Here is a 26,319-nt window from a genome sequence, read left to right on the forward strand (position 1 = left end):
GGTAGGAATGAGGAGTTCAAAACGACGAGCTCCTTATCTTCTACCAAGTTTATTAATAGTTATATCAGCTGTACTTGTTGTCATTCCGACGTCACTTTCTATAGAAGGAAAATGGAGTTTATTTGGCTTTCTTTGCGCTGTTATTTTATGGACAACAACAAAGATTAATTCTGCATATATTGCGCTCGGAACAGTTTTATTTTTAATTGTCACCGGGGGAACGAAGCAGGAAGTATTATTTGAGTCATTGGCATCGGACATTATTTGGCTGATGATTGGTTCATTTATATTAGGGGGAGCGTTGCAAGTAACAGGGTTAGCGGAAAAGTTAACAAATGCTGTTGTAAGTAGGGCTGATAACGTTGGAAATATCTTTTGGTTATTAACAGCAATGATTCAAATTTTAGCGTTTTTTATTCCATCAACATCAGGGCGTGCAGCAGTTGTATTACCGGTATTTCAATCGCTTTCAAATGAAATAGGAAGTAAAAGAATTACGAAAGCAATGGCGATCTTAATTCCGACGATTATTTTAGTGTCAACAAGTTCTACCATTATCGGAGCAGGATCACATTTTATTGCCTTAGATTTGTTAAAGGAAATTAGTAATAAGGATATTTCGTTTGTGCAGTGGGTATTATGGGGATTACCATTCGGTATGGTAGCAAGTGCGGTCTCATGTAAAATTATTTTATCGATGTTTTTAAAGAAAGAAGAAGTAAAACAAGGCTTATGTTATGAAAAAGTAGAGTTCCATTTATCCAAAAATGAAAAGTATACGTTAATTGTTTTAGCGGGGATGATCTTACTTTGGCTATCTGAAAGTTTACACGGAATTGAAATTGCAACAACAACAATTATTGGTGCATTTCTTCTTACGTTACCTGCGTTTGGTGTACTGTCATGGAAAGCAGGGGTAAAATCAGTATCTTGGAATTTAATTATATTTGTGGCAGCTGCCATGGCGCTTGGAACGGCACTCATTGAAAGCGGGGCAGCTGATTGGATTATGAAAGGGCTATTTTCGTTCACAGAGCATGCAAAAGGGGAGTCCACATTTCTTGTTCTTCTCGTCTTAGTTTTCCTCTCTGTTACATCACATTTATATATGACTTCTCATACAACGAGAGCAATCGTATTTGTTCCGCCGCTTCTTTCATTTGCAGCTAGTATGGGTTTAAACGAAGTAGCGGTACTTTTTATCGGGATTGTTGGAATGAACTATTGTTTAACGTTTCCAGTAAGTTCAAAAGCGATTTTATTATTTCAAGAAAATGATGGAGAAACGTTCCAACCGAGGGATCTGCTCCGTTTAAGTGGATTTGTAGGTATTGCTTATGCAGTTTTAATGGTTGTCTTCTACTATGGATATTGGAAATGGGCCGGGCTTGCATTATAACGTTGTACAGGTGAAATTAATGAAAAAGAAACAACATATCTTCCTTCTAAACTTTTTGTAAGGCAATTTTCTTACTTTCTTCCTTTTTAGCCTTTTAGCAGTAGCAAATTATTGCTAAACTAATACAGTGTAGGAAATGATTGAGAGTTTAGGAGGATTTTATGTCTGAAAGAATTTTAATTGTAGAAGATGAAGAGAAAATTGCCCGTGTTATCCAATTGGAGCTAGAATTTGAAGGGTACACAAGTGAAGTTGCAAATACAGGTTTAGATGGCTTAACAAAATTTCGTGAGGGACAATGGGATTTAATATTATTAGACGTTATGCTTCCGGAACTAAATGGAATGGAAGTCCTTCGTAGAATACGAATGCAAAATGAGACAGTGCCTGTTATTTTATTAACGGCACGAGATTCTGTTGTTGATAAAGTAAACGGTTTAGATCAAGGGGCAAATGATTATATTACAAAACCTTTTCAAATTGAAGAGTTGCTTGCCCGTATCCGTGTATGTTTAAGACTTTCTCAAACAATGACGAAGAAAGAAGAGAATAGTAGTTTGCAAATAGGGGATTTACATCTTGATGAGAAAACGCGAGAAGTAGTTCGAGGTGAGAAACAGATTGAACTTACGCCACGTGAATTTGATTTATTACTATTCTTAATCCAAAACTGTAATCAAGTGTTAAACCGAGAGCAAATTTTAACAAATGTATGGGGATACGATTATTATGGAGATACAAATGTTGTAGATGTGTATATTCGTTATTTACGAAAAAAGATAGATCGTGACTTTGATTCTCCACTCATTCATACAGTTCGCGGTGTTGGCTATATGATGAAGGAGTAGTCTATGAAAATAAAAAATAAAATCCATCTTTTTTCTACTGTATTTCTATTAGTTCTGCTCATTACTGTTAATGGATTCATCTACCTGTTATTCACAACTGTAGCAACAAACGAAGAGCTAGAACGTTTAAAGCGTGATGCAATTCATATAACAAATGGTATTCATAGAGAAGATGTAAGTCATATTGATCCAGGGGTTTTATTGCAGCCGTATTTACCATCAAACGGAATGATTCGAATTATCAATGAAAAATCAAAAGTTATTGTGCAGCAAGAAATGAATGTAGAAAAACCAATTTCACCACAAAAAGCTAAGTTCGAGCGGAAAGAATCAGAAGGGACATACGAAGCGAAAGGTGTAACATATGGTTATGTAAAAATGCCAATTATATGGCAAGATGGTACAGTTGTTACGTTGGAAATAACAGAAAGTTTAGCCTCAACACAGAAGATTTTAAGTGTATTGCAAAAAGTATTAATCTTTGCATCACTCTTCATATTAGTTCCTGCATTTTTTGCAGGTCATATGTTAAGTAAAATTATTTTGAAGCCAATTAATTCAATGATTCAGACGATGGAAGATATACAAACACGCGGTATTTTTAAGAAAATCCCAATGGGAAATCGTTCTGAAGATGAGTTGTATAAGATGGGGAATACATTTAATAAAATGATGGATCTCCTGCAACAAAACTTTGAAAAGCAGCAACAATTCGTTTCTGATGCTTCACATGAATTAAAAACACCTTTAACGGTGATAGAGAGTTATGCGAAGTTATTAAAACGCTGGGGCACAAAGAAGCAAGATGTAATGGAAGAGTCGGTAGAGGCTATTCATTCTGAAGCTGTTCGTATGAAAGATATGACAAAGCAAATGTTGTTATTAGCTAATAATAGTGCCGAATGGAATTTAGACATGAAGAAAGTTGATTTGACAGCTATTTGTCGTACAACAACGGATCAATTGGAAAAGGCATATGGAAGAAAATTTAGGCTTCTTTCTAGTGATACACCAGTACACACGATAGGTGATGAACAAAAGCTAAAACAAGTATTAGTAGTGTTGTTAGATAATGCGATGAAATATAGTGCATCGCATATAGAAGTTAATACAGGAATAGAAGAGAATCGAGTGTTTTTTTCTGTTAAAGACTTTGGGATGGGGATTCCAAAAAGTGACTTACAAAAAGTGTTTGATCGCTTCTTCCGAGTGGATAAAGCACGAAGTCGTAGCACTGGCGGGACAGGGCTTGGCTTATCAATTGCAAAACAAATCGTTGATGCGCATGAAGGATGGATTAAGTTAGAAAGTGAAGAGGGAACTTGGACGACAGTTACTGTATCACTGCCGTTAGTAAGAAAGTAAGAGGGGGCTATGTATGAAAAAAGGATGGATTATTGCGATTGCAATTTTTATAACGGTTGTATGTGCTGGATTTGGGACGCAGCATATTATGGCAAATCAAAATAATGAACAGTTAACAAAAGAAGAGGTAAAAGAAATTGTGCATAAACAATATAAAGGTACCTTTCAGTCTATTAAGCTTGTAGGTAAAGATGATAAAAAAGTATACGAAATCATAATGGAAACGAAGCAAGGAACATATAAAGTTGTTGTTGATGCTTATAGTGGTGAAATTATCAATTTAAAGGAAATAGAGAGAAAGAAAGAGAAGAAAATTACAGAGGAAAAAGCAAAAGAAATTGCATTAGCAGAGGTTGCGGGAACGTTTAAAACAATTAAGCTTGAAGATCGAGAAGGAACGGCAGTTTATATCGTTGAGATTGAAACAGAACCGGGGATTGTTACAGTTGTTGAAGTTGAAGCGAAAAAAGGAGCGATTATTGGTCAGTATGTGAATACAGAACATGAGCCAGAGCAGCCCCCGCAAACAGTCATTACAGAACAACAAGCAAAAGATATTGCTGTTCAAAGCGTTCCAGGTGCTGCTGTTTCTTACGTAAGTACAGCTGAGACAAATACAGGACTTGCATATAAAGTGACATTGCAACATGGAACGCAGCAAATTGATGTGCTTGTGCACAGTATTACAGGCGAAGTAGTCGCAAAAACAACGATTAGTACGGGCGACGATGATGACGATGATAATGAAACAAACCAGCCAGCGAGTGGTGGTCAAAATCAGCAAAATAACAATCAGCCAAGTCAACAACCATCGCATAACAATGGATCAAATCAACAAAATAATAATAATCAACCAAGCACGCCGCCTCCGAGTCAAGGTCAGCAAGATGACGATGATGATGGCGGAGATGATCAAGATGATAGCGGTGACGACGATGGAGATGATGATTAAGAGAAAAGTGATGCAAATTTGCATCACTTTTTTCATTTTCTCATCAAATTTTAATCTTTCTCTCCTTTTTTCTTCATTTTCATATTTTATGATATAAGTAACAAATCAGTAGGGGGAATTAAAAAATGAAAAAAGTAGTTACAGTATTATTAGCAGCGGGACTAACACTTGGAGGAGTTGCATATGGCGTAAGTGCAAATGACGATGCACCGAAGAGGGAGGAAGCATCCGTATCGACTATGAAACATGAAGAAGCAAAACAAATTGCACTTGAAAATGTAAACGGTAATGTAACAGATGTTGATGTAGATAATGAGAATGGTGAGTATGTATATGAAGTAGAAGTAGCAACAAATGAAGGTGAAAAAGAAATTCATGTAAACGCACAAACAGGCGCAGCAGTTGTGAAGAGTGATGATCAATACGATGATCAAGATGACCAGCAAGATGACTGGAATGACGATCAGTACGATGATCAAGATGACCAGTACGATAACGACAATGATGACGACCAAGATGACCAAGATGATAATGACAATGATGACGATCAAGACGATAATGACAATGATGATGAATAATCATTTAAGTATATACAGAAAATGGGCTTAGCACTTTGTGTTAGGCTCATTTTTTAAGGTTGTAATATAGATTTATCCCGCTATTTGTGGGCTGTAAGACTCCCACCTCAAAATTTGAGAAAAAGCGAAGAAGTTTAGGTGGGAGATAAACAGCCCGTAAAAGCCCGATTGGTCGGGCTAACACTCAGTGGGGGATGAAGAAAACCCCCACTGAGTAAAGTTTCACTTTATTTGATATGATAAATGCAAACTATGGTATAGGAGAGAGAGTATTGCAGAAACGAAAAAATAAGATTTTAGTAGTTATTAGTTTGTTGGTACTGATAATAGGTTTTGTATTTGGTACGTATCGCTCCTCTACTGTTCAGAAAGGGTTTCCAATTCCGGTATTTGCGAAACAAATAGAAGGAGATGAGAAAGAAGGTTGGGAACAGTATGAGTGGTGGCTTGCTTCAGAAGAAGACGGTCTTCCAAAACATTATAGAATTGTGATTGCATTATGGGGATGGAATGAAATAGAAGAGGAGCAAATGGGGGCAAGGGAGGTCTTTGAAAAGGATGGACAAAAAATATTTGTCATTTCTGTAACAGATGAACTAGTAATATCTATAAAGGGATAGATTATCGTTTCGTCTAAAAAAGAATGTTGACATTTAAAAATAGACGATATATAATTCGAATTAATCTTAAAACAAGTTATTTTCTAAATATTGAAATGCGTTGAATAGGAGTAGTAAGGACATGTGTTTGTACAGAGAGCTATGGGTTGGTGTGACATAGTCAAATGACATCCTGAACTCGCCTAGGAGCAATAAGGTGGAACGGAATAAACATTCTCATTATATCTTAACGATTAACCTACGATAACAGGTTTGTAATCAAACGATTACTACTAAGTGGATTCATGATTGAATCAATAAGAGTGGTACCGCGTTAAGTAAATGGCTTAGCGTCTCTTTATAAGGAGATGCTAAGCCATTTTTTTATTATAGAAAAGAATGGAATGGAGGGTTATATCGATTAATTAACTAAATTTTAATATTTATATAAATTGATTTTAATGGGAGGAAAAGAAGATGAAACAGACGGAGCAATGGACGTCAAAACTAGGATTTATTATGGCAGCAGCAGGATCAGCAATTGGTCTTGGAGCGATATGGAAGTTTCCTTATATTGCAGGAACGAGTGGTGGGGGAGCGTTTTTCTTCATATTTTTACTCTTCACAGTGTTAATTGGATTACCGTTATTACTTGCTGAATTTATGATTGGAAGAAGTACACAAAAGCCAGCAGTTGCTGCATTTAAAAGCATTGCACCAAATACAGGGTGGCATTGGATTGGTCGTCTTGGCGTTGCAACTTGTTTTATTTTACTATCGTTTTATAGTGTTGTAGGTGGATGGGTACTGATTTACTTATTTAGGGGAGTAACAGGACAGCTGATTACAGAAGGAGAAAACTACGGAACGCTATTTACAGATACAATTGGAAATCCGGCATGGGCAATTATAGGTCATCTGGTCTTCATGCTTATTACAATTTTTGTAGTCGCAAAAGGTGTACAAAATGGAATTGAAAAAGCGAGTAAATACATGTTACCTGGTTTATTTGTACTATTTATCGCACTTATCATTCGTTCATTAACATTAGATGGTGCAATGGAAGGTGTAAAATTCTTCTTGCAGCCAGATTTCTCAAAAATTACGTCTGAAAGTATTCTATTTGCAATGGGACAATCATTCTTCGCGATTAGCATTGGGATTTCGATTATGATTACGTACAGTTCATATGTGAATAAAAAGGAAAGTTTACCAAAATCAGCAGTAACAATTGTTGGATTAAATTTATTTGTTTCTCTATTAGCAGGTCTTGCGATTTTCCCAGCAGTATTCTCACTAGGGATGGAACCGACAGAAGGAGCTGGACTATTATTTATTGTGTTACCATCTGTGTTTAGTCATATTCCGTTTGGTAGTGTATTTTTAACAGTATTTTTAGCATTGTTTACATTTGCGACATTAACATCTGCTTTTTCGTTGCTTGAGACGGTTGTATCGTCTATAACGAATGGACAAGTAGAAAAGAGAAAGAAAGTTTCTTGGCTTGTTGGGGTTTCTATTTTCTTAGTTGGTATACCATCCGCTCTTTCTTTTGGAATATGGAGTGATGTGACAATCTTTAATAAAAATATTTTTGATGCAGTAGACTTTTTATGTAGTAACATTTTAATGCCACTTGGTGCACTAATTATTAGTATATTTGTTTCGTTTAAGATGGAGAGAAAAGTACTAGAAGCAGAATTTTTTGTAGGTGAAAATTATGGAAAGTGGTTATTTACTTGTTGGATTTTCTTACTTCGATTTGTCGCTCCATTTGCGATTGTCATTGTATTCTTAAATGTAATTGGTATTATTTAACTTAAATTGTTATAATATTCAGAAATGAGGAGTGAAGGGTAAATGTATGCTTATTTAACTGATACGTAACGTGTATGTATTCGAGGCCCTCCGAATCTATCGTTATATAAAAATAAAAACTATTCTGGAGGGAAAATAATGAAAAAAGAAGAGATGATGTTAGCGAACGGTAAAATGATAAAAGTGAGTGGGAAAGAACTATATGTAGAAACATATGGATCACCAGAAAAGCAAGCTGTTTTATATTTACATGGTGGGCCTGGTGAAATGTGTTATGACTTTTCTTATCATCAAGCACATCGGTTACAGGACTCTTTTTATTTAATTATGATTGATCAGCGGGGAGCAGGTCGTTCAGAAGTAATCCGTGATGAAGAGAATTTTAGACTTGTTGATATTATTGAAGATTGTGAGGAATTACGAAAGATATTAGGCATTGATCGTTGGTCGCTTATTGGTCATTCGTTTGGTGGATTTCTTGCTTTATTATATGCAAAGATGTATCCAGAATCGCTTCATAAAATTATTTTTGAGGGTCCAACGTTTGATTTTGAGAAAACAGCAAGAGCGCTCCTAAAAAGAACAGCCGAGTTATATGAGAAATACGGTAAACCTGAGCTAGCGAAGGAATGTATATCCATGTCTAAACAAGAACTCTCACCGAGAGAGCTCGTAGAAGGATATATGGATAGAAGAGATGAACTTGGTGATAGAACGATGGAAATATACACATATAAATTCCATGATTCTACTAATGAAGATAATATGTATACAGAAGAGCAGTGGGATGAATATTGGGATCGCTCTGAAATTCACTATGATCGTCTAAGGGAAGAAGGGGAAGTATTTCAATCGTTATTACCGGTAATTAAAACGGTTTCTCATCCGATGTTATTAATCCTTGGTGATTATGATGTTGTGACATGTGAAGAGCAGGTTGAAACTTTTAAGAGAGAAGCAAAGAATGGAAAAGTCATTTTGCTCGAAGAAAGTGGTCACACACCACATTACGAAGTGGCCGATGCATTTGCGTATACTGTGATTGAATTTTTGAAATAAGTTAGAGAAAACGAGGTTCTCATAGAGAGGACCTCGTTTTCTTAATTATATATGTACATGAAAGAGTGTAATATTAGACCACGTTGCTTTCCAATTTTTTTCACACAATCTTTCTTCATACAAATGCATGAGTTCATCCGTTTTAATATGTGGTGCGGGTTTTACTTCAAGAGCAAGAAGGTCTTGTATCCCATTTGGAGCAGAGAGAATAACGTTCCCATTCTCATCTAATTTTGCCCCTAAAGCAGTTACCGTTTCTGGAAACTTAGACATTGCATCAGTAGATGAGATGTAAGGGGGAAGATCATTTGCAAGATGCATCCTTGCTTGGTTCTTGACGGACCATGGGATTGTAGAATTTATGATTTGTAGCTTTTGTTCTAGTTGTTTCTCTATTTGTTCATCTGTATTTGTAGCGTCAAAATAAATAATATCTATATCAGGTAAAGGTGTCCGTTCTTCGAATCCATGAAGAACGTCCCACACTTTCGAGCGCACAAAGCCAGCGCATACCCACCAATCTGGAAGTTGTAAAGAAGCAGCAGTTTGTAGTATATCCATCATCCACGTATCATTTTGAATGAGAGTAATGATATCTTGTTTATCTTTGAGTTTCATGTTATATCCCGCCTTTTTTAGAGGAGTTTCATAATTTCTTCATATAATATAGATTTCTCTTCATTTTGTATGTCTTCCATTAGTCTTGCCGCCATAATTGGTAACATCCATTGTTGCACGTCTTCCCACTTTCCTTTTGTTAGGTATAAATAGTGCGTAATATACTCATCACAAAACATGTGCCGCACAGACTGTATTTTTGTTGTAGAAAGGGAAGAGACATTAATAACTGCATAACGGAAAATTATAACAGTCCGCGCTACATCTGCATATGGATCACCCGAACGAACTGTCATCCAATCGATTACAGTAGGATGCTTATGAGATAGAATAATATTTTTAGGATGGAAATCCATATGACAAACCTTTTGTTTATTTGGTAGTTTTTCTAGGTGACTGTAAATGATATTTTTTTGTTCTTTTGTCAAAATATTGATTGACTCAATATTAACTTTTAGCATTGATTTAATTTCAAGGAATTTCGTAGTTGTGAACTGATGAATATAAAAATGTAATTCAGCAAACATCATAGCGAGTTGTGAAACTTCTTTTGGGTGATGAACAAGATATTCCATTAAGCTCTTGCCTATAATTTTCTCGTAAATAATACCGACTTTTCCGTTAAATGAAGCAATCTCCTTTACTTTCGGAACAGGTAAACCAAGTCTATAAATCTCTTTGCTATACATAAATTCTTTATCAATATAAGCTTGTTTTATGTGTGGATAAAATAGTTTTAAAACGTCGTGATTCGTATATTCATAAACTTCAGCTGTGTTTCCTTCACCTATTTTCTTCTTTAGTACCATATATGTTTCACTACTTTCTGCTATATATTACCCATATTAATTCATAACTTCAATAATCCACAGTATCCAATGTGCACCTGGAACAAATAATAGTTGTGCTAGTAACGTCCCAAAGAACCTTGAAATCATAAGCCATCCAAACATTTTTCCCATTGTTTCAGCACCTGTTTCAGATTGCAGGGCACGTTCTGTTAACAAGGCGATACGTGGATCCAATAAAACGGTTAGTAAAATGGTCGCAAATCCGTTCACAAGTCCGGAAGCTGTACTCGCATTTGTTGCGTATTCTGGATTTAAGTATGAAGCATATAGGGCAGATAAAACACCTGCTGTATAAATAGCTGTAGCGAACATGTTGATAAGCATAATACGCTTCGGAATACCGCCGATTCGCATGCGATGAATCATTTCAAATTTTGGGAAACGTACATATTTTTGTGTGTATTTTAACTTTTGTACATTCGTTGTGTTCATCATTCGAACAAAAGATCCTTCTGTTTCAAAGTTTTGAATGACATAGCTAAATAATTTTGTAAGTGTCGGATATAAAAAGATGGCAAGTAATGTACCTACAGAGGCAGCAAATAAAATAAGGCGAATGGTTCCTTCTACATCAATCGAAGAATCCAGTTTTGCTTTGTCGATAATGCCTCCGAATAAAAACGCTTGTAATAAGTTCGATGTTCTTGAAATGAGTAATACCATTCCAACTACTGATATTGCAACAGCAAGCTTTTTTAAACGTACACCTGCAAGGCGAATGCTGTATGAGCTTGTTTCAATCGCATGAATGATAATTGTAAAAAGAATAATAATAAGTATTTTTGTTGTCATATTTTGTCACAGCTTTCTTATGTTATAGAATACATCATATAATAAATGGTGTTTTTTGTATATTTTTTGGTTTTTAAAGGGATTTTTCTCACATGGTAGAATGTTAATAATATGTATAAATATTTTGTTAGAAAGAGAGGGGGATAGAGAAAATCTGATTTCTACATATAGAAATTTATCTATCAAAAAATTACGTTCTAAAAAGATTGAAATTTCAGTTATTCGTGGAGGTAAGAGATTTGGAAATCGTTATTATCTTATTAGCACTAAGTTTACTCATGTTTGTTGCATACAGAGGATTTTCTGTTATTTTATTCGCACCAATTTTTGCACTGTTTGCCGTGTTTTTAACAGAGCCTAGCTTTGTACTACCGTTCTTTTCAAATATATTTATGGAGAAGATGGTTGGTTTTATTAAGTTATATTTTCCAGTTTTCTTATTAGGGGCTATTTTTGGGAAGGTAGTAGAAATGTCAGGAATTGCTGATTCGATTGCGAAAACGATTATTGATTTAGTAGGTGAAAAACGAACGATTTTAGCAATTGTGTTAATGGGTGCAATTTTAACCTACAGTGGTGTTAGTGTGTATGTTGTTGTATTTGCAATTTACCCGTTTGCTGCGAAGCTATTTTATCAGGCGAATATTCCAAAACGACTTATTCCAGCAGCAATTGTTCTTGGAGCTGCTACTTTTACAATGGATGCACTTCCTGGATCACCGCAAATTCAAAACGTTATTCCAACGACGTTTTTTAAAACAGATATATACGCAGCTCCGATTCTTGGAATTGTAGGGGCAATTTTCGTTTTTGGTTTAGGGATTCTATATTTAGAAAGCCGTCGGCGTAAAGCACAACAAGCCGGTGAAGGCTATCACGGTTTTCAACAAGGGAACAATGAGATGGCAGCAACAGCAGCAGTTGCAGATGTAGCAGAACGACAAAGATCAACAATTCAAGTGACGAAATTACAGCAAGTCATTGCTTTCATCCCACTTGTGTTAGTAGGAGTCATGAACAAATTTTTTACAGTATCCATCCCAAAATGGTATCCGAATGGCTTTGACTTTTCAAAAATAGGATTAGAACCATTTGGTACGGTTCAGCTATCGTCTGTTGTTGGAATTTGGTCTGTAGAACTTGCACTTATTATTGGGATTTTATCAACGCTTTTATTATATTGGAAACGTGTTTTAGAAGGAATCCAAGAAGGATTAAACAAAAGTATTGGCGGTGCGTTATTAGCAACAATGAACACAGGTGCTGAATTTGGGTTCGGAGGAGTCATTGCAGCATTACCAGGGTTTGTTATTATTCAAGAGGCTATTTCATCAACATTTACAAATCCACTTGTGAACGGAGCAGTTACCACAAACTTACTTGCCGGTATTACAGGTTCTGCATCAGGCGGAATGGGAATCGTTTTAAGTGCGATGGGAGACAAGTTTATTTTAGCAGCAGAACAATTTAATATCCCACTTGAAGTTATGCATCGAATTGTTTCAATGGCCTCAGGTGGAATGGACACGCTCCCACATAACGGTGCAATTATTACAATTTTAACTGTTACAGGGTTAACACATAAACAATCGTACGGTGATATATTTGCGATAACAATCTTAAAAACGGTAGCTGTATTTTTAGTAATTGCTTTCTACACGTTAACAGGGATTTATTAAGAAAGTGCAGAAATAAAAGACTGAAAATTCTTTTAATATTTCCAAGGAAATGAAAAGAGGTGAAGGTATTGGAGTTAGTTATTATTTTGTTGTCGTTAAGTATGCTTATGTTTGTTGCGTACCGAGGTTTTTCTGTTATTTTATTTGCACCAATTTGTGCGTTATTTGCTGTGTTATTAACGGAACCAAGTTATGTACTACCATTCTTCTCAAATATATTTATGGAGAAAATGGTTGGCTTTATTAAGTTGTACTTTCCGGTATTTTTACTAGGCGCCATTTTTGGTAAAGTAGTAGAAATGTCAGGGATTGCAGCGTCTATTGCAAAGACAATCATTCAAGTTGTTGGTGAAAAGCGCTCAATGCTTGCAATTGTATTAATGGGTGCAATTTTGACTTATAGCGGAGTGAGTTTGTTTGTTGTTGCATTTGCGGTCTATCCATTTGCAGCAAATTTATTTAGGGAAGCAAACATTCCAAAACGTCTCATTCCAGGAACCATTGCGCTTGGAGCAATGACATTTACAATGGATGCGCTTCCAGGATCGCCTCAAATTCAAAACGTTATTCCAACGACATTTTTCAAAACCGATATATATGCGGCGCCGTTACTTGGTATTGTCGGAGCGGTATTTGTATTTATACTAGGGATGATGTATTTAGAGAGGCGACGTAAACAAGCACTCGCAGCTGGAGAAGGATACATGGGGTTTAATGATGGAGAAATGGCAGCAACGACTGAAACGGAACAACAAGTACAACCATCTGTTCAGCAACCTGAAATTACACCACTCAGGCAAGTACTTGCATTTGTTCCGCTTATATTAGTAGGAGTCATGAACAAATTTTTTACCATAATGATTCCAAAATGGTACCCAAATGGGTTTGATTTTGCTTCTATCGGGCTTGATACATTTGGAAAGGTGGAACTCTCTGGTGTATTAGGTGTATGGTCAGTAGAGTTAGCACTTATTATTGGAATTATTACGACACTCCTTTTGAATTGGAAACAAGTATCTACAGATTTTCAAACGGGTTTAAATGCAAGTATTGGCGGTGCATTATTAGCTGCGATGAATACAGGTGCAGAATACGGATTTGGTGGTGTTATTGCAGCTTTACCAGGATTCGGAGTTATTCGTGATAGCATTTCAACGACATTTACGAATCCGCTCGTAAATGGTGCAGTTACGACGAATATACTTGCTGGGATTACAGGCTCTGCATCTGGAGGGATGGGAATTGCATTAAGTGCAATGTCAGATAAATATATTGCTGCAGCAGAACAATTTAATATTCCATTTGAAGTCATGCATAGAGTTATTGCAATGGCGTCAGGTGGTATGGATACATTGCCACATAACGGTGCAGTTATTACATTGTTAGCTGTGACAGGACTAACGCATAAACAGTCGTACCGAGATATTTTTGCGATTACGATTATTAAAACAGTTGCAGTATTTGTTGTAATTGGTGTTTATAGTTTGACAGGGATTGTATAAATAACAGGGGCGAGTATGCTCCTGTTATTTTGTTGAGTTTGATGGTGTATTTATGTTGAGATGTACCTTGTTCCAAATAAAAACATATGCTAAAATCCTTTTTAAGGAAGGTGCTGAAAATGTTTTATATTAAATATGTAAAACTTGTTAGAGAACTTTGCTCCGCACAAATGTATACGATGAAGCGTTGTACGGAGCTTAATCAGGAAGCAAAATAGACTGTTTCCTATATTCATCGGCTGAATAGTCTTTTGAAAAAAGTATAGATTTTCTATGCTTATTTCGTTATGACTATTTGCTGATGAATGATAGATAGATTAAGGGCCATAGACAATGCTTTGTCTATGGCCCTTTGTGTGCGTAGCTATTTCAATGCGTCTTGAAACGAGTTGGATTAGTATACGTTTGTATCTATATAGGTACAGCACGATAAAGCAGAGGGCTAACGTCAAACATGACGTTACCCTCTGCTTTTTTATATTTTTTAAGAAAAGAGGAATGATGATGAGTTTACTTAAAGTTGAAGGTTTATCACATTGTTTTGTAGATAAGAAATTGTATGAGAATGCTTCCTTTCATTTATATAAAGGCGAGCATATGGGGATTGTTGGTCAAAATGGAGCAGGGAAGAGTACGTTAATGAAAATTTTGATGAGTGAACTAATTCCTGACGCAGGATTTATACAATGGCAGTCCCATATTCAAATTGGACATTTAGATCAATATGCAGAAGTAGATGGAAATGAGACGATTTTGGCATACTTGAAAACAGCTTTTAGACATTTGTTTGAAATTGAAAAAAGAATGAATGAATTATATGAAGAAAGTGCACTTACTGGAAACGAAAAGCAACTACTTCAAGCAGCTAAGTATCAAGAGCAGCTTGAAGTACATGACTTTTATTCTATTGATAACAAAATTGATAAGGTTGCTTCTGGTTTAGGGATTTGTGCAATTGGAGTTGAGCGCAAGATGCAAGTGCTAAGCGGAGGACAACGGGCGAAAGTCATTTTGGCAAAATTGTTACTGGAAAAGCCAGATGTTCTATTGTTAGATGAGCCGACAAACTTCCTTGATAAAGAACATGTTGAATGGCTTGCAAATTATTTAATAGCGTTTGAAGGAGCGTTTATCGTTGTTTCCCATGATTTTAGTTTTTTAGAAAAAATCACAACTTGTATATGTGATGTGGAATTCGGAACGATTAAAAAATATTACGGAAAGTATTCAGATTTTGTAAGGCAAAAAGAACATTTACGAAAAGATTATATTCGTCAATATGACGCGCAGCAAAAGAAAATTGAAAAGACGGAAGCATATATTCGAAGAAATATCGCTGGAGTCAATTCTAAAATTGCACAGGGGCGTAGAAAACAACTGGAAAGAATGGAACGAATTGCACCGCCCACATTTACAACTAAACCATCGATTCAGTTTCGAGAGTTACCTTGTCCAGCGCAGAAGGTTCTTACTGTAAATGAACTTGAGGTTGGTTATCAAGTCCCCCTTTTACCGAAGTTAAACTTCGCAGTTAATGGTGGGGAAAAACTTGTGATCACAGGGTTTAATGGGATCGGTAAATCTACGTTATTAAAAACGTTAATGGGACATATCCAAAGTATTTCTGGTGATTTCCGTTTTCAAGAGCAAATTAAAATTGGTTACTTCGAGCAAGATTTGAGGTGGGAAAATGATAGGATGACACCAATTGAGATGATTGCAGAGCAGTTTCCTAATATGAATATGAAAGAAATTCGTCATCAATTGGCGCAGTGCGATGTGAAAGATACGCATGTATCAAGAGAGATTCATACATTAAGTGGTGGTGAACAGTCAAAAGTAAAATTATGTCGTCTATTATTGACTCCATGTAACTTCTTAATATTAGACGAACCAACCAATCATTTAGACGCGGAAGCAAAAAAATCTTTGCAAAACGCTTTAATACAGTTTCGAGGAACGCTAGTACTGGTGTCACACGAGGAAAGCTTTTATAGAGACTGGGCGCATCGTATTTTTAACGTAGATAATGGAGTAATGTAAATAGAAAGAGGAGTATAACCACTATGTATGATAACAATTGGAAAATGAAAATCATCTTGTTTTTAATGGCACAAACGATCTCATTGTTTGGCTCATCGTTAGTTCAGTACGCGATTATATGGTATATCACGTTAACGACTTCATCAGGGTTAATGATGACAATCGCAACAGTTTGTGGGTTTCTTCCCCAAATTGCAATTTCTTTATTTGCAGGTGTTTGGATTGATCGTTACGACCGTAAAAAAATGATTATATTATCTGATGGAATAATAGCATTAGCAACTTTTGTTTTAGCGATGTTATTTTTCATTGGTTACGAAAATGTTTGGTTATTGTTTATTGTATTGTTCATTCGCTCAGCTGGAACGGGAATACAGACACCAGCTGTTCAGGCATTAATACCACAAATTGTTCCGAAAGATAGTTTAATGAAAGTAAATGGAGTGAACAGTAGTATTACATCTTTCATTATGTTTCTTTCACCAGCAATTAGCGCGGCCATTTTAGCTGTTACTACAATTGAAATGACATTTTTAATTGATGTGATTACAGCGACAATCGGCATTAGTCTGATGAGTATCATAAAGGTACAAACTTATATAAATGAAGAAAATAAACATAAATCGAATTTGCAAGGTATAAAAGAAGGTTTTGTTTATTTAAAAGAAAATCAATTTATTAAAAGATTACTTGTTTTACTCATTATTGTTATGATTTTAATTAGTCCAGCAGCATTTTTAACGCCGTTACTAGTAACTCGTTCATTTGGTGCTGAAATGTGGAGACTTGCAGCAAGTGAAATGACTTTTAGTGCTGGAGCTGCGCTTGGAGGAGTTCTCATTGCAGTATGGGGCGGATTTCAAAATCGCATGAAAACAACAGCACTAGCTTGTGCTTTATATGGATTGTTTATGATAGGTTTAGGTATTGCGCCAATATTTTTCGTTTATTTACTATGTAATTTCTTAATTGGAATTACGATGCCCTGTTTTAACACGCCGATTACAGCGTTATTACAGGAAAAGGTAGAGCCTTCGATGCACGGTAGAATGTTTAGCCTTGTACACATTGCAAATTCTTGTGCCCTACCATTAGGGATTGCAATATTTGGACCCCTTGCTGATGTTATACAGATAGAAAGTTTATTGCTTTTTGCTGGGGTGTTGGTAGTACTTTGTGCGGTTTATACGTTACGCAGTAAGCACTTTCCTGAATAGAATAGTGGGAATTAAAAGGTTTCTGGAACATAGATTCATGTTCTAGAAACCTTTTTTAGAAGGGAATTATATATGGAAAAGGAATAATATAATAGAAAGAAAAAGGAGGACTATCGATGAAAACAATTGGCCTTATTGGCGGAATGAGCTGGGAGTCATCTACTATGTATTACAAAATGATAAATGAAGAGGTAAAACATAGATTAGGTGGATTACATTCAGCAAAGTGTATTTTATATAGTGTTGATTTTGCAGAAATTGAACGTTATCAAACAGAAGGAAATTGGAAGCGAGCAGGAGAGGTGTTGGCAGAAGCTGCATATTCTCTAGAGAAAGCTGGGGCGCATTTCATTGTGATTTGTACAAATACAATGCATAAAGTCATCGATTATATAGAAGAGAAAATTCATATCCCGGTACTTCATATCGCAGATGCAACAGCAAAGCAAATTCATGAACAGAACATAAAGAAAGTTGCATTATTAGGAACAAAGTATACGATGGAAGAAGACTTTTATATATCGCGTTTAGAAGAAAGTCGGCTACATGTGATTGTTCCGAATGAAGAGGATCGAGATCTTGTAAATCGAGTGATTTTTGCTGAATTATGTGTCGGTCATATAAATGAACAATCGCGAATGGAGTATAAGCGAATTATACAATCGCTTATAGAAGAAGGGGCAGAGGGAGTTATACTAGGGTGTACAGAGATTGGCTTATTAATGAAGCAAGAGGATGCATCTGTTCCATTATTTGATACGACATATATTCACGCAGTAGAAGCAGTAAATATGTCTTTAAACTAATTATATATAATTTTATTATGTAAACAAATATGTTGGTTTTCATAACAAAATAATAAAGTGTTTTTGTAGAAAAATTTCAGAAAAAACTATATAATGTAAGTGTTTACAAAAAGGGGTGAAGATATGTTTTCTGTTCAGCCAATTGCTTTTGTACAAAATGAAAGAAAGATAATAGAGGATGATGATTGGGGAGAAGTACGCTCGAATATTGTATTAACAGATGCATTCACAGAAGAGAGTATAAAAGGAATTGAAACTTTTTCTCACATTGAAGTCATTTTCTATTTTCATAAAGTAACAGATGAACAAATTCAATATGGTGCAAGGCACCCTCGTAATAATAAGGCGTATCCGGAAGTTGGTATTTTCGCGCAGCGCGGGAAAAATCGTCCGAATAGATTAGGAAAAACAATTGCTAAAGTTGTAAAGCGAGAAGGAAAGACGATTATGGTAGAGGGTTTGGATGCGATAGATGGTACACCGATATTGGATGTAAAACCTGTTATGAAAGAGTTTTTACCGAGAGAAGAGGTCACTCAACCAGACTGGGTAACTGATGTAATGAAAAAATATTGGCAAAGGGGAGAATAAGTGTGAATATACATAAAGCAACAATGGAAGATTTAGAGGGGATTGCAACATTATTTAATCATTACCGTATGTTTTATAGACAAGAGTCAAATGTAGAAGGTACAGCAGAATTTTTACGTGAGCGTATAGAGAAAGGTGAGTCTGTTATTTTTGTTGCATTGCAAGACGGAGAATATGTAGGTTTTACGCAGTTATATCCATCGTTCTCATCGATTTCTATGAAAAGATTGTGGATTTTAAATGACTTATTTGTGCATGAGAATAGCCGCGGAACAGGCGTTGGTAAGAGTTTACTAGAAGCAGCAAAACAATTTGCATCAAAAAATGGTGCGAAAGGATTGAAATTACAAACAGAAGTAGATAACATTACTGCGCAGCGCTTATATGCTGAAAATGGGTATATGCGAGATAGTCATTATTACCATTACGAGTTAACATTGTAAAGAGGTAAATGGTAGGGAGGAATGAAGCAGAAAATGAGCGATTACAGAGAGAAGAGGAAAGAAACAGTTGTATCCTTTTCGATGTGGAAGATACAGATTGTTGCATGTGTGGCAACAATTGTTTTTATGGTTGCTGTACTATGTTTTCAGTTCCTTCTGTTTAAAAACCTTAATTTAGAGATAACAATCTTTGGACTACTATTATTTATTGTGAGTACAATTGTTATTGTTTGTGCCCACGAAGCAATTCATTTAATAGGCTTCCGTTATATTGGCGGAGTACCTTGGAATGAGCTAGCGTGGGGAGTGAATTGGAAGTTAGGCGTTGCTTATGCGCATTCGAAACAACCAATTACAGTTGCGGCAATGAAAAAAGTGTTGTTGTTACCGCTTATTCCAACAGGGTTATTGCCAACTTTTATCAGAGTTGCAATGAATTTCACGGCACTATCGTTGCTTGGTGTTTTATTAACGGCAGGTTGTTTTGGCGATTTTATATTATATCAAAAACTTTTAACGTTCCCAAACGATGCCATGGTTATGGATCATCCAACGAAACCACAGTTTACAGTTTACGAGTAGAAATATTGTTTATAAAGAAGCCATCTTCAGTATAGTTTTGAAGATGGCTTCTTTATGTCTGTTTTAAAAGGTAACAGTTACATATTTTTCTATAATCCACTGCACAGCATCTTTGAAATTTTCTGCAATATAACTTGGTTCAATGTGTGACCATTTGTCACGGTATGTATGAAGCGCATCATATCCAGCACCTGTTTGCACTAAAATTGTAATAGCACCAACTTGGGAACCAGCTACAATATCCGTCCAACGATCGCCAACGACAACGCATTTTGTTAAGTTTAGATTATGAGTTTGAGCGGCTTGTAATAGCATCCCTGTGTTAGGTTTTCGACATTGGCAATTATCTTCATGTTTATGTTGGCATATATACACGTCGTCAAAGTCAAATGAGTATAGTTCTTTCTTAAAATCTTCTACACTTGCTAATCCATCAGCAATGCCAGGTTGATTTGTAAAAGAGAGTCGTTTAATATGATGTTTTTTTAGTTCTGCTAGTGCTGCTTTTGTAAATGGAAAAAGGGTAAATTCACCAGGATAGTGAATCGTTGTATCACCTCCGATTGTTCCGTCACGATCAATGAAAATTGCTTCAATGTTTGTCATTATAATAGTTCCTTTCATTTGAAATATTTCACAAATCGATACCCATTCACTTCATAACCTAATTGTTTGTAAAATGGATGTGCTTCTTGTCGTTGTAAACCACTGACGAGCCACGTGCCAATACAGTTATGTTCTTTTGCTAATTGTTCAGCATAGCCCATTAAATATTGACCAATTCCTTTTCGGCGTGCGTCTGAGTCTACGCTAATAATTGAAATTTCACCATACCTTGTTACATCTTCTAAATTTTCACGAATGCGAAAACCAAGCAACCCTAGTATGTTCTCTCCTTCTTCATAGACATATAAAAAATCAAACGGGCTAATCTGTACAAATTGTAGGCGGTTTTGCATATCAGTATGAGAGATAGAAGATCCTTTTAGTTCTTGAACTAAAGAACAAAGGGATTCTATATCACGTTCTGTTGCAGCTCGAATATAAGATGTCATACTATCAACTCCAAAAAATAAACTTCAACTGTTTATTATTCTGTCAAAAAGGGTATTTTCCTGCTTATGTTGAAAAGGATTTTTTAGGTTAATAGTTACATCAAGGTTAGTAAGAAACAAAAAAGTACATACTTTTTTCAGGAAGTAAAATTGTTATACTAATTGTAAGAAAGAGATATAAAGGGTGTGTAAAGACAATGGGATTTTTAAATAAAACAGTCATTATTACAGGAGCTGCCAATGGGATTGGAAAAGAAATTGCTTATTATTATGTAGAAAAAGGAGCTAATGTTGTGTTAGCTGATATAGATGAAAGTGGAGGTACACAAGCACTTCAGCACATAACAGACCAAGGCGGGAAAGCTATTTTTATCCAAACGGATGTAAGGCAAGAGTCGGATATGATTCGATTGATGGAAGTGGCAAATCAAATGTATGGGAAAATAGACATTTTAATTAATAACGCTGGTAAGACAGTGTTTAAATCGTTGTATGATGTAAAAGTAGAAGAATGGGATGATATTATCAATATAAACTTAAGAAGTGTTTTTTTAGGTTCACGAGAAGCAGCGAAATATATGCGTCATAACCAAAAAGGTGGATCTATTGTAAATATTGCTTCGACAAGAGCATTGATGTCTGAACCGAATTCAGAATGTTACGCAGCGACAAAGGGTGGGATTGTGGCGCTTACACACGCGCTTGCAGTTTCGCTTAGTGACGATAAAATTACGGTAAATGCCATTTCCCCAGGATGGATTGAAACAGGGGATTATGAGGAATTGAGCAGTAGTGATCATGAACAACATTTATCAAAACGTGTTGGGAAACCAGCTGATATTGCAAGAGCTTGTCTGTACTTAACGGCTGAAGAGAATGATTTTGTTACAGGGATTAACCTTGTTGTAGACGGTGGAATGACAAGAAAGATGATATATGAATAATATTGTTCCTAGCTATTTCTAATAGGGGGTATTCTTGCTTGTTGGTGTATGGATTGTCTTTATGCCAAGCCATAATGAAAATAGAAATGTAGCATATTAAAAGGTATATAAAACAGTAAAAGCAGAAGCACAACCTATGTGTCTCTGCTTTTTACATATAATCGTCTAATCCGTAACTGCCAGATACATAAAATACACTAATACTATAAGGCTTGCTGCTGAATAGATAAAATCAAGCGTCAAAGGAAGTTCCCCCTTAGTATCTTTTTGTTTAGTATATGAAATCTGACAATTTACTATTCAAATGAAAAAGGTATGGATAATCCATTGTTTATAAAGTGCAAAAATTAACATCATTTTGTATAATGAAGAAAACTAAGACGGTTATGACAACATGAGAAGTGAAAGGGGAGGAAACATGATGCCGAATTGGTTAAAGAAATCGTTAGTCACACTTATTACGGTATGTACATTTGGCTTAGTTACGCCTCCTTCGATTTTGCTCGACCAAGCAAAGGCGGACAAGCCTACCGGGCAGCAAAATATCGAACATGCTCCTTATTCGTATGAAGAAACGTATGAAGTTGTAACAGAAGAGTCATTTCTCACATACGCAATGGAGGAAGCTGAGAGGCAGTCGATGCAAAAATTTGGAACGAAAATTGGACCTGTTATTGAAGATGAATTTAAAGATGTCATTTTGCCAAAAGTAGAAGAAGCAATTGCCGAGTTAGCGAATGATATTGGTGAAGAATCATTACAATCATTAACAATTTCACAAAAACCAGCAGGTGGAAAACAGGAAAAGATTTTTCACATTTATGACACAAACACAGGAAACGATGTATTAAGGTTTCATGTAAGACGAGATCATCCACCGCAAGACGGTCATTATTTTAACTTCCATTATCATCGCTATGACGATGGATTTGTAGCGCATCATGAATTAGGAGATATTTATTGGAATAAAAATACACCACCGCAATGGTTATCGTAAGAAAGAACAAGGTTTCATCACCTTGTTCTTTTTTGTGAAAGGATATTAGAAAATGAGAAACGAATGTGTAATGGAGAAGAGGGGGAAAAGAGATGGTGAAATATATTATTTTTGATTTTGATGGTACGTTAGTAGATTCAAAAGATGTCTTTTTAGCGTCATACAATCAAATTGCAACAAAACATAATTATAAAGTAATAGAAAAAGAGGAATTAGAAGGGTTACGTAAAATTTCAATTCGAGAGCGTTGTAAACTGTTGAAAATCCCGATGTACAAAATTCCGTTTTTCGTGAAAGAATTAGGGAGCTTATATAAGCAATCCATCGGAGAAATTATCTTAGTTGACGGCATCAGGCCAATGTTACAGGACTTAAAAAATAAAGGTTATAAAATAGCAATTATTTCATCGAATAGAGAAGAAAATATTCGCCAGTTTTTAAAAAATCATGACATTCATGATGTACATGATGTATTTTGCTCAAGCAATATTTTTGGAAAAGATAAGGTGATGAAACAGTTTTTAAAAGAAAAGAAGTTAGGGAATGAAGAAGTGTTGTATGTTGGTGATGAAGAACGAGATATTGCAGCATGTAAAAAAGTTGGCATCGCAGTTGCTTGGGTAGGCTGGGGCTATGATGTGTTGGAGACTATACAAGAGTCTTCTCCAGATTATGTTGTGTATAAGCCAGAAGAACTTACGCAAGTTGTGGCATCGATAAAATGAAACAGTTTAAACCAGGGATACACCATATTGAATTTTGGGTAGCAAATTTAGAAGAATCGATGAACTTTTATCGTAAATTGTTCTCGATTATTGGCTGGAAACAATTACATGATACTGCATTTAGTACTGGGGAAACAGAAGTGTATTTTAAAGAAATGAATGCAGAAATTGTGAGAACGTTAGGGCCGCACCATATTTGCTATCAAGCAGTAAGTCGCTCTGTAGTCGATGAGGTTGCTCATTTTTTACGTGATATGGAAGCAAAGGTTATTCGAGGACCAATTGAAATGAATCATTATTCGGAAGGATATTATACAATTGATTTTTATGACCCGAATGGATTTATAGTAGAAGTAGCATATACAGGAAATATGGAACTATAGGAGAAACAGGATGGATAGGACATTATTTCAGAAACAGATACATATTTTACAAGATGCAAAAGGGATAAAAGAATTATCAAAAGGTTTATCAGAAGATAAAAAATATGTAGTCACACTTGCTAATGATGAAAAAGTATTGCTGAGGATTGGAAGCGTGGATGTGTATGAACGAAAGAAAATAGAATTTCAAATTTTACATGAAATGCAGAAGCGTCACGTTCATGCGCCAAAGCCGATTGAAATGGGAGCAATAGAAGAGATAGAGTCTTATTATAGCATCGTTTCTTATGTAGAAGGAGAAGATGCGAAAACAGCATTACAATCTTGTACTCTTGAAGAACAATATAATATTGGCGTGCAAGCAGGAGAAGATTTAGCAAGAATGAATACGTACGAGGCACCGAAAGAAATCGGTTCTTGGTATGAACGGGCGATGGCGAAGCATAGAAGGTATTTAGATGAATACAAAAAATGTGGAGTGACAATTGAACAAGACGAGAAAATCATACGATTTATTGATACATATGAACATTATTTGAAAAATCGTCCAAATCGCTTTCAGCATGATGATTTTCATTTGGAAAACATTATTGTAAAAGGTAATGCATACGCCGGAGTCATTGATTTTGATGGCTATGATTGGGGAGATCCGCTTCATGATTTTGTGAAAGTTGCATTGTTTGCAAGGGAAATTAGTATTCCGTATTGCATGGGACAAATTGACGGATATTTTCAAGGAGGCATACCGGATGATTTTTGGACATTGTATGCTGTCTATGCAGCGATGACTGTTTTCTCTTCTGTCGTCTGGTCATTAAAAGTAGCACCGCACATATTCGATGATACGATGGAGCGGTTATATACTGTGTTAGACGATCATCAATATTTTGAACTTATGAAGCCAAAGTGGTTTCAGAGAGAATTGTTTGTTGAAAAATAGGGGTAATTGAGTAAGACAGATGAAGAAAAGAATTTTTAATAAGATAGCGATTTGCATAGAGAAATAAGCCACGAAGGTACGGTGTTGATTAATAATAAAATTTGATTAAAAATCACTCTAAGATCTTGATTTCTTTATATAAAGGATGCCAACGTTTTGAATAAAGTTTAATCAAAACGTTGGCATCTTTTAATTTCAGGAACTGTTTTTTATAAAAAAGATTGATTATTTTGATCTATTATTACTTATTTTGATTCTTCATTACTTATTGGGGTCCTACCACATGCCCATGCCAAATAAACCTAGATAGACATTATTAACTTGTTAGCGATGTGGTAATGACCAACAGCCTTGCAAACTTCTGAGTACACAGAAGGATACTGTAGTCTTATATGAATTTTATATTAGTTCATTATTAATAATATATTATCCGTATTAAAATGTGATCTTTATAATGAAGATATCACTTTTACAAGGAGGGACTAGAATGGAGTTTAGTAAACTTGGTAATAGCGGATTAACAATAAGCAAGATTGCGTACGGAAACTGGATAAATCATGGGGGTAAAGTAGATGAGGATACTGCAAAAGAGTGTGTTAAAGCAGCGCTAGATGTCGGTATAACAACATTCGATACTGCTGATGTTTATTCAGACACTAAAGCTGAAGAAGTACTTGGCCGGTCTTTACATGGTATACGACGGGAGAGCATTGAATTATGTACAAAGGTGTGCCATCCGACTGGGACTGGACAAAACGATAGAGGTTTATCACGTAAACATATTCTAGAAAATTGTAATGCATCTTTGCGTCGGTTACAGACCGACTATATTGATGTCTATTATGCACACAGATTTGACCCAACTACTCCTCTTGAAGAAACGATGTTAGCTTTCGCAGATCTTGTAAGACAAGGTAAAGTGCTTTATATCGGTGTAAGCGAGTGGACAGCAGAACAAATCACCCGTGGTGCAGCACTTTCACGGGAATTGAATATTCCGCTCATTGCTAGCCAACCCCAGTATTCGATGTTGTGGAGAGTTATCGAAACCGATGTGATACCAACCTGTCAACGTGAGGGGCTTGGGCAAGTAGTTTGGTCGCCTCTGGCACAAGGTGTTCTTACTGGAAAATATCATCCAAAAAAACCAGTACCAACTCAATCACGTGCTAATTCTCCTGCTGGCAAACCATTTTTTCATAAACTTGCACAACGTTGGATGAACGATAATGTGCTCACTGCTATCCAAAATCTCAAACCCATCGCACAAGAGATGGATCTTACCCTTGCTCAACTCGCAGTAGCTTGGGTACTACAAAACCAGAATGTTTCGTCAGCAATTATCGGTGCCTCGAGTCCGGAACAGGTAAGAGAGAATGCGTTCGCTTCTGGTGTCAAACTGGAACCGGAAATAATGGATCAGATTAACCAAGTACTAGAAGGTTTCATTGAGTACGATCCGAGTAAAACAGGTTAAGTTTTTGCACGTGACTTAACTAGAAGTATATACAAAATCTTTGTAGTCTTACTTTA

At 35.8% G+C, this 26,319-nt stretch carries 27 protein-coding genes and 1 other annotated feature; of the genes, 22 read left to right on the plus strand and 5 right to left on the minus strand.

Annotated elements, in window-relative coordinates; genetic code table 11:
- The first annotated feature begins 7 nt into the window (after positions 1 to 7).
- The 8 genes from BAMA_RS16260 (at position 8) to BAMA_RS16295 (ending at position 8,618) form a co-directional block, all read left to right on the plus strand.
- Complete coding sequence (locus BAMA_RS16260) at positions 8 to 1,399, plus strand: SLC13 family permease (RefSeq protein ID WP_034641347.1); 1,392 nt, start codon at positions 8 to 10, stop codon at positions 1,397 to 1,399.
- A gap of 161 nt (positions 1,400 to 1,560) precedes the next feature.
- Positions 1,561 to 2,247 (plus strand): response regulator transcription factor, encoded by a 687-nt coding sequence (locus BAMA_RS16265; protein WP_034641158.1) that lies wholly within the window; start codon positions 1,561 to 1,563, stop codon positions 2,245 to 2,247.
- Between the two features lie 3 nt (positions 2,248 to 2,250).
- A complete protein-coding gene (locus BAMA_RS16270; RefSeq protein WP_034641161.1) occupies positions 2,251 to 3,612 on the plus strand; it encodes an ATP-binding protein in 1,362 nt (453 codons plus the stop codon).
- A 13-nt stretch (positions 3,613 to 3,625) separates the two neighbouring features.
- Entirely contained in the window at positions 3,626 to 4,564 is a 939-nt protein-coding gene (locus BAMA_RS16275) for a PepSY domain-containing protein (protein ID WP_034641162.1), read from the plus strand.
- 125 nt (positions 4,565 to 4,689) lie between these two features.
- Positions 4,690 to 5,142: a PepSY domain-containing protein gene (locus tag BAMA_RS23580; protein ID WP_051759001.1), complete on the plus strand. Its 453-nt coding sequence runs from the start codon at positions 4,690 to 4,692 to the stop codon at positions 5,140 to 5,142.
- 272 nt (positions 5,143 to 5,414) lie between these two features.
- Positions 5,415 to 5,762, plus strand: coding sequence for a hypothetical protein (locus tag BAMA_RS16285; RefSeq protein ID WP_051759002.1), 348 nt, complete (start codon positions 5,415 to 5,417; stop codon positions 5,760 to 5,762).
- A gap of 91 nt (positions 5,763 to 5,853) precedes the next feature.
- Positions 5,854 to 6,102, plus strand: a binding site (T-box leader).
- Positions 6,103 to 6,218: 116 nt separating this feature from the next.
- A complete protein-coding gene (locus BAMA_RS16290) occupies positions 6,219 to 7,559 on the plus strand; it encodes a sodium-dependent transporter (protein WP_034641164.1) in 1,341 nt (446 codons plus the stop codon).
- Positions 7,560 to 7,697: 138 nt separating this feature from the next.
- Complete coding sequence (locus BAMA_RS16295; RefSeq protein ID WP_034641165.1) at positions 7,698 to 8,618, plus strand: alpha/beta fold hydrolase; 921 nt, start codon at positions 7,698 to 7,700, stop codon at positions 8,616 to 8,618.
- A 45-nt stretch (positions 8,619 to 8,663) separates the two neighbouring features.
- Here BAMA_RS16295 and BAMA_RS16300 read toward each other — a convergent pair whose 3' ends face one another.
- The 3 genes from BAMA_RS16300 to BAMA_RS16310 are packed head-to-tail and all read right to left on the minus strand — an operon-like array spanning position 8,664 to position 10,879.
- Positions 8,664 to 9,236, minus strand: coding sequence for a nucleotidyltransferase family protein (locus tag BAMA_RS16300; RefSeq protein WP_034641167.1), 573 nt, complete (start codon positions 9,234 to 9,236; stop codon positions 8,664 to 8,666).
- 17 nt (positions 9,237 to 9,253) lie between these two features.
- The gene (locus BAMA_RS16305; RefSeq protein ID WP_034641168.1) at positions 9,254 to 10,045 is read right to left on the minus strand and encodes an aminoglycoside phosphotransferase family protein; all 792 of its coding nucleotides are present in this window, start codon (positions 10,043 to 10,045) and stop codon (positions 9,254 to 9,256) included.
- Between the two features lie 36 nt (positions 10,046 to 10,081).
- On the minus strand, positions 10,082 to 10,879 hold the full coding sequence (locus BAMA_RS16310) for a lipid II flippase Amj family protein (RefSeq protein ID WP_034641170.1): 798 nt from the start codon (positions 10,877 to 10,879) through the stop codon (positions 10,082 to 10,084).
- Positions 10,880 to 11,118: 239 nt separating this feature from the next.
- Here BAMA_RS16310 and BAMA_RS16315 point away from each other — a divergent pair, with 239 nt between their 5' ends.
- The 8 genes from BAMA_RS16315 (at position 11,119) to BAMA_RS16350 (ending at position 19,742) form a co-directional block, all read left to right on the plus strand.
- Entirely contained in the window at positions 11,119 to 12,558 is a 1,440-nt protein-coding gene (locus tag BAMA_RS16315; RefSeq protein ID WP_034641171.1) for a GntP family permease, read from the plus strand.
- A gap of 68 nt (positions 12,559 to 12,626) precedes the next feature.
- Entirely contained in the window at positions 12,627 to 14,060 is a 1,434-nt protein-coding gene (locus BAMA_RS16320; protein ID WP_034641173.1) for a GntP family permease, read from the plus strand.
- Positions 14,061 to 14,564: 504 nt separating this feature from the next.
- Entirely contained in the window at positions 14,565 to 16,103 is a 1,539-nt protein-coding gene (locus BAMA_RS16325) for an ABC-F family ATP-binding cassette domain-containing protein (RefSeq protein ID WP_034641176.1), read from the plus strand.
- Positions 16,104 to 16,126: 23 nt separating this feature from the next.
- Positions 16,127 to 17,320: an MFS transporter gene (locus BAMA_RS16330; RefSeq protein ID WP_034641178.1), complete on the plus strand. Its 1,194-nt coding sequence runs from the start codon at positions 16,127 to 16,129 to the stop codon at positions 17,318 to 17,320.
- Positions 17,321 to 17,436: 116 nt separating this feature from the next.
- Positions 17,437 to 18,126: an aspartate/glutamate racemase family protein gene (locus BAMA_RS16335; protein ID WP_034641180.1), complete on the plus strand. Its 690-nt coding sequence runs from the start codon at positions 17,437 to 17,439 to the stop codon at positions 18,124 to 18,126.
- Between the two features lie 123 nt (positions 18,127 to 18,249).
- Positions 18,250 to 18,717, plus strand: coding sequence for an SAM-dependent methyltransferase (locus BAMA_RS16340; RefSeq protein WP_034641182.1), 468 nt, complete (start codon positions 18,250 to 18,252; stop codon positions 18,715 to 18,717).
- Positions 18,718 to 18,719: 2 nt separating this feature from the next.
- Positions 18,720 to 19,160, plus strand: coding sequence for a GNAT family N-acetyltransferase (locus BAMA_RS16345; RefSeq protein ID WP_034641184.1), 441 nt, complete (start codon positions 18,720 to 18,722; stop codon positions 19,158 to 19,160).
- A 21-nt stretch (positions 19,161 to 19,181) separates the two neighbouring features.
- Positions 19,182 to 19,742, plus strand: a complete 561-nt coding sequence (locus BAMA_RS16350; RefSeq protein WP_235184467.1) for a DUF3267 domain-containing protein — start codon at positions 19,182 to 19,184, stop codon at positions 19,740 to 19,742.
- Between the two features lie 63 nt (positions 19,743 to 19,805).
- Here BAMA_RS16350 and BAMA_RS16355 read toward each other — a convergent pair whose 3' ends face one another.
- Positions 19,806 to 20,348 (minus strand): HAD-IIIA family hydrolase, encoded by a 543-nt coding sequence (locus tag BAMA_RS16355; protein WP_034641187.1) that lies wholly within the window; start codon positions 20,346 to 20,348, stop codon positions 19,806 to 19,808.
- 14 nt (positions 20,349 to 20,362) lie between these two features.
- The gene (locus BAMA_RS16360) at positions 20,363 to 20,797 is read right to left on the minus strand and encodes a GNAT family N-acetyltransferase (protein ID WP_034641189.1); all 435 of its coding nucleotides are present in this window, start codon (positions 20,795 to 20,797) and stop codon (positions 20,363 to 20,365) included.
- 197 nt (positions 20,798 to 20,994) lie between these two features.
- Here BAMA_RS16360 and BAMA_RS16365 point away from each other — a divergent pair, with 197 nt between their 5' ends.
- The 6 genes from BAMA_RS16365 to BAMA_RS16390 all read left to right on the plus strand — a co-directional run bounded on the left by BAMA_RS16365 (position 20,995) and on the right by BAMA_RS16390 (position 26,263).
- Positions 20,995 to 21,741, plus strand: coding sequence for a glucose 1-dehydrogenase (locus tag BAMA_RS16365; RefSeq protein WP_034641191.1), 747 nt, complete (start codon positions 20,995 to 20,997; stop codon positions 21,739 to 21,741).
- Positions 21,742 to 22,162: 421 nt separating this feature from the next.
- Entirely contained in the window at positions 22,163 to 22,738 is a 576-nt protein-coding gene (locus BAMA_RS16370; RefSeq protein ID WP_034641192.1) for a YpjP family protein, read from the plus strand.
- 92 nt (positions 22,739 to 22,830) lie between these two features.
- Positions 22,831 to 23,463, plus strand: a complete 633-nt coding sequence (locus tag BAMA_RS16375; RefSeq protein ID WP_034641194.1) for an HAD-IB family phosphatase — start codon at positions 22,831 to 22,833, stop codon at positions 23,461 to 23,463.
- Entirely contained in the window at positions 23,460 to 23,846 is a 387-nt protein-coding gene (locus BAMA_RS16380) for a VOC family protein (protein ID WP_034641196.1), read from the plus strand. Before BAMA_RS16375 ends, BAMA_RS16380 begins: the two co-directional genes overlap by 4 nt.
- 10 nt (positions 23,847 to 23,856) lie before the next feature.
- Complete coding sequence (locus tag BAMA_RS16385) at positions 23,857 to 24,786, plus strand: aminoglycoside phosphotransferase family protein (RefSeq protein ID WP_034641198.1); 930 nt, start codon at positions 23,857 to 23,859, stop codon at positions 24,784 to 24,786.
- A gap of 487 nt (positions 24,787 to 25,273) precedes the next feature.
- The gene (locus BAMA_RS16390; RefSeq protein ID WP_034641200.1) at positions 25,274 to 26,263 is read left to right on the plus strand and encodes an aldo/keto reductase family protein; all 990 of its coding nucleotides are present in this window, start codon (positions 25,274 to 25,276) and stop codon (positions 26,261 to 26,263) included.
- Positions 26,264 to 26,319: the final 56 nt, after the last annotated feature.

Source organism: Bacillus manliponensis, assembly GCF_000712595.1.
In the GTDB taxonomy this organism is placed as follows: Bacteria; Bacillota; Bacilli; order Bacillales; family Bacillaceae_G; genus Bacillus_A; species Bacillus_A manliponensis.

Excerpts from the sequence above, each read along its gene's own strand:
- BAMA_RS16325 (WP_034641176.1), top strand. The coding sequence starts at position 14,565 with ATGAGTTTACTTAAAGTTGAAGGTTTATCACATTGTTTTGTAGATAAG.
- BAMA_RS23580 (WP_051759001.1), top strand. The coding sequence starts at position 4,690 with ATGAAAAAAGTAGTTACAGTATTATTAGCAGCGGGACTAACACTTGGA.
- BAMA_RS16270 (WP_034641161.1), top strand. The coding sequence starts at position 2,251 with ATGAAAATAAAAAATAAAATCCATCTTTTTTCTACTGTATTTCTATTA.
- BAMA_RS16310 (WP_034641170.1), bottom strand. The coding sequence starts at position 10,879 with ATGACAACAAAAATACTTATTATTATTCTTTTTACAATTATCATTCAT.
- BAMA_RS16335 (WP_034641180.1), top strand. The coding sequence starts at position 17,437 with ATGAAAACAATTGGCCTTATTGGCGGAATGAGCTGGGAGTCATCTACT.
- BAMA_RS16350 (WP_235184467.1), top strand. The coding sequence starts at position 19,182 with ATGAAGCAGAAAATGAGCGATTACAGAGAGAAGAGGAAAGAAACAGTT.
- BAMA_RS16370 (WP_034641192.1), top strand. The coding sequence starts at position 22,163 with ATGCCGAATTGGTTAAAGAAATCGTTAGTCACACTTATTACGGTATGT.
- BAMA_RS16355 (WP_034641187.1), bottom strand. The coding sequence starts at position 20,348 with ATGACAAACATTGAAGCAATTTTCATTGATCGTGACGGAACAATCGGA.
- BAMA_RS16265 (WP_034641158.1), top strand. The coding sequence starts at position 1,561 with ATGTCTGAAAGAATTTTAATTGTAGAAGATGAAGAGAAAATTGCCCGT.
- BAMA_RS16300 (WP_034641167.1), bottom strand. The coding sequence starts at position 9,236 with ATGAAACTCAAAGATAAACAAGATATCATTACTCTCATTCAAAATGAT.
- BAMA_RS16295 (WP_034641165.1), top strand. The coding sequence starts at position 7,698 with ATGAAAAAAGAAGAGATGATGTTAGCGAACGGTAAAATGATAAAAGTG.
- BAMA_RS16365 (WP_034641191.1), top strand. The coding sequence starts at position 20,995 with ATGGGATTTTTAAATAAAACAGTCATTATTACAGGAGCTGCCAATGGG.
- BAMA_RS16340 (WP_034641182.1), top strand. The coding sequence starts at position 18,250 with ATGTTTTCTGTTCAGCCAATTGCTTTTGTACAAAATGAAAGAAAGATA.
- BAMA_RS16275 (WP_034641162.1), top strand. The coding sequence starts at position 3,626 with ATGAAAAAAGGATGGATTATTGCGATTGCAATTTTTATAACGGTTGTA.
- BAMA_RS16260 (WP_034641347.1), top strand. The coding sequence starts at position 8 with ATGAGGAGTTCAAAACGACGAGCTCCTTATCTTCTACCAAGTTTATTA.
- BAMA_RS16305 (WP_034641168.1), bottom strand. The coding sequence starts at position 10,045 with ATGGTACTAAAGAAGAAAATAGGTGAAGGAAACACAGCTGAAGTTTAT.
- BAMA_RS16390 (WP_034641200.1), top strand. The coding sequence starts at position 25,274 with ATGGAGTTTAGTAAACTTGGTAATAGCGGATTAACAATAAGCAAGATT.
- BAMA_RS16385 (WP_034641198.1), top strand. The coding sequence starts at position 23,857 with ATGGATAGGACATTATTTCAGAAACAGATACATATTTTACAAGATGCA.
- BAMA_RS16375 (WP_034641194.1), top strand. The coding sequence starts at position 22,831 with ATGGTGAAATATATTATTTTTGATTTTGATGGTACGTTAGTAGATTCA.
- BAMA_RS16290 (WP_034641164.1), top strand. The coding sequence starts at position 6,219 with ATGAAACAGACGGAGCAATGGACGTCAAAACTAGGATTTATTATGGCA.
- BAMA_RS16380 (WP_034641196.1), top strand. The coding sequence starts at position 23,460 with ATGAAACAGTTTAAACCAGGGATACACCATATTGAATTTTGGGTAGCA.
- BAMA_RS16360 (WP_034641189.1), bottom strand. The coding sequence starts at position 20,797 with ATGACATCTTATATTCGAGCTGCAACAGAACGTGATATAGAATCCCTT.
- BAMA_RS16330 (WP_034641178.1), top strand. The coding sequence starts at position 16,127 with ATGTATGATAACAATTGGAAAATGAAAATCATCTTGTTTTTAATGGCA.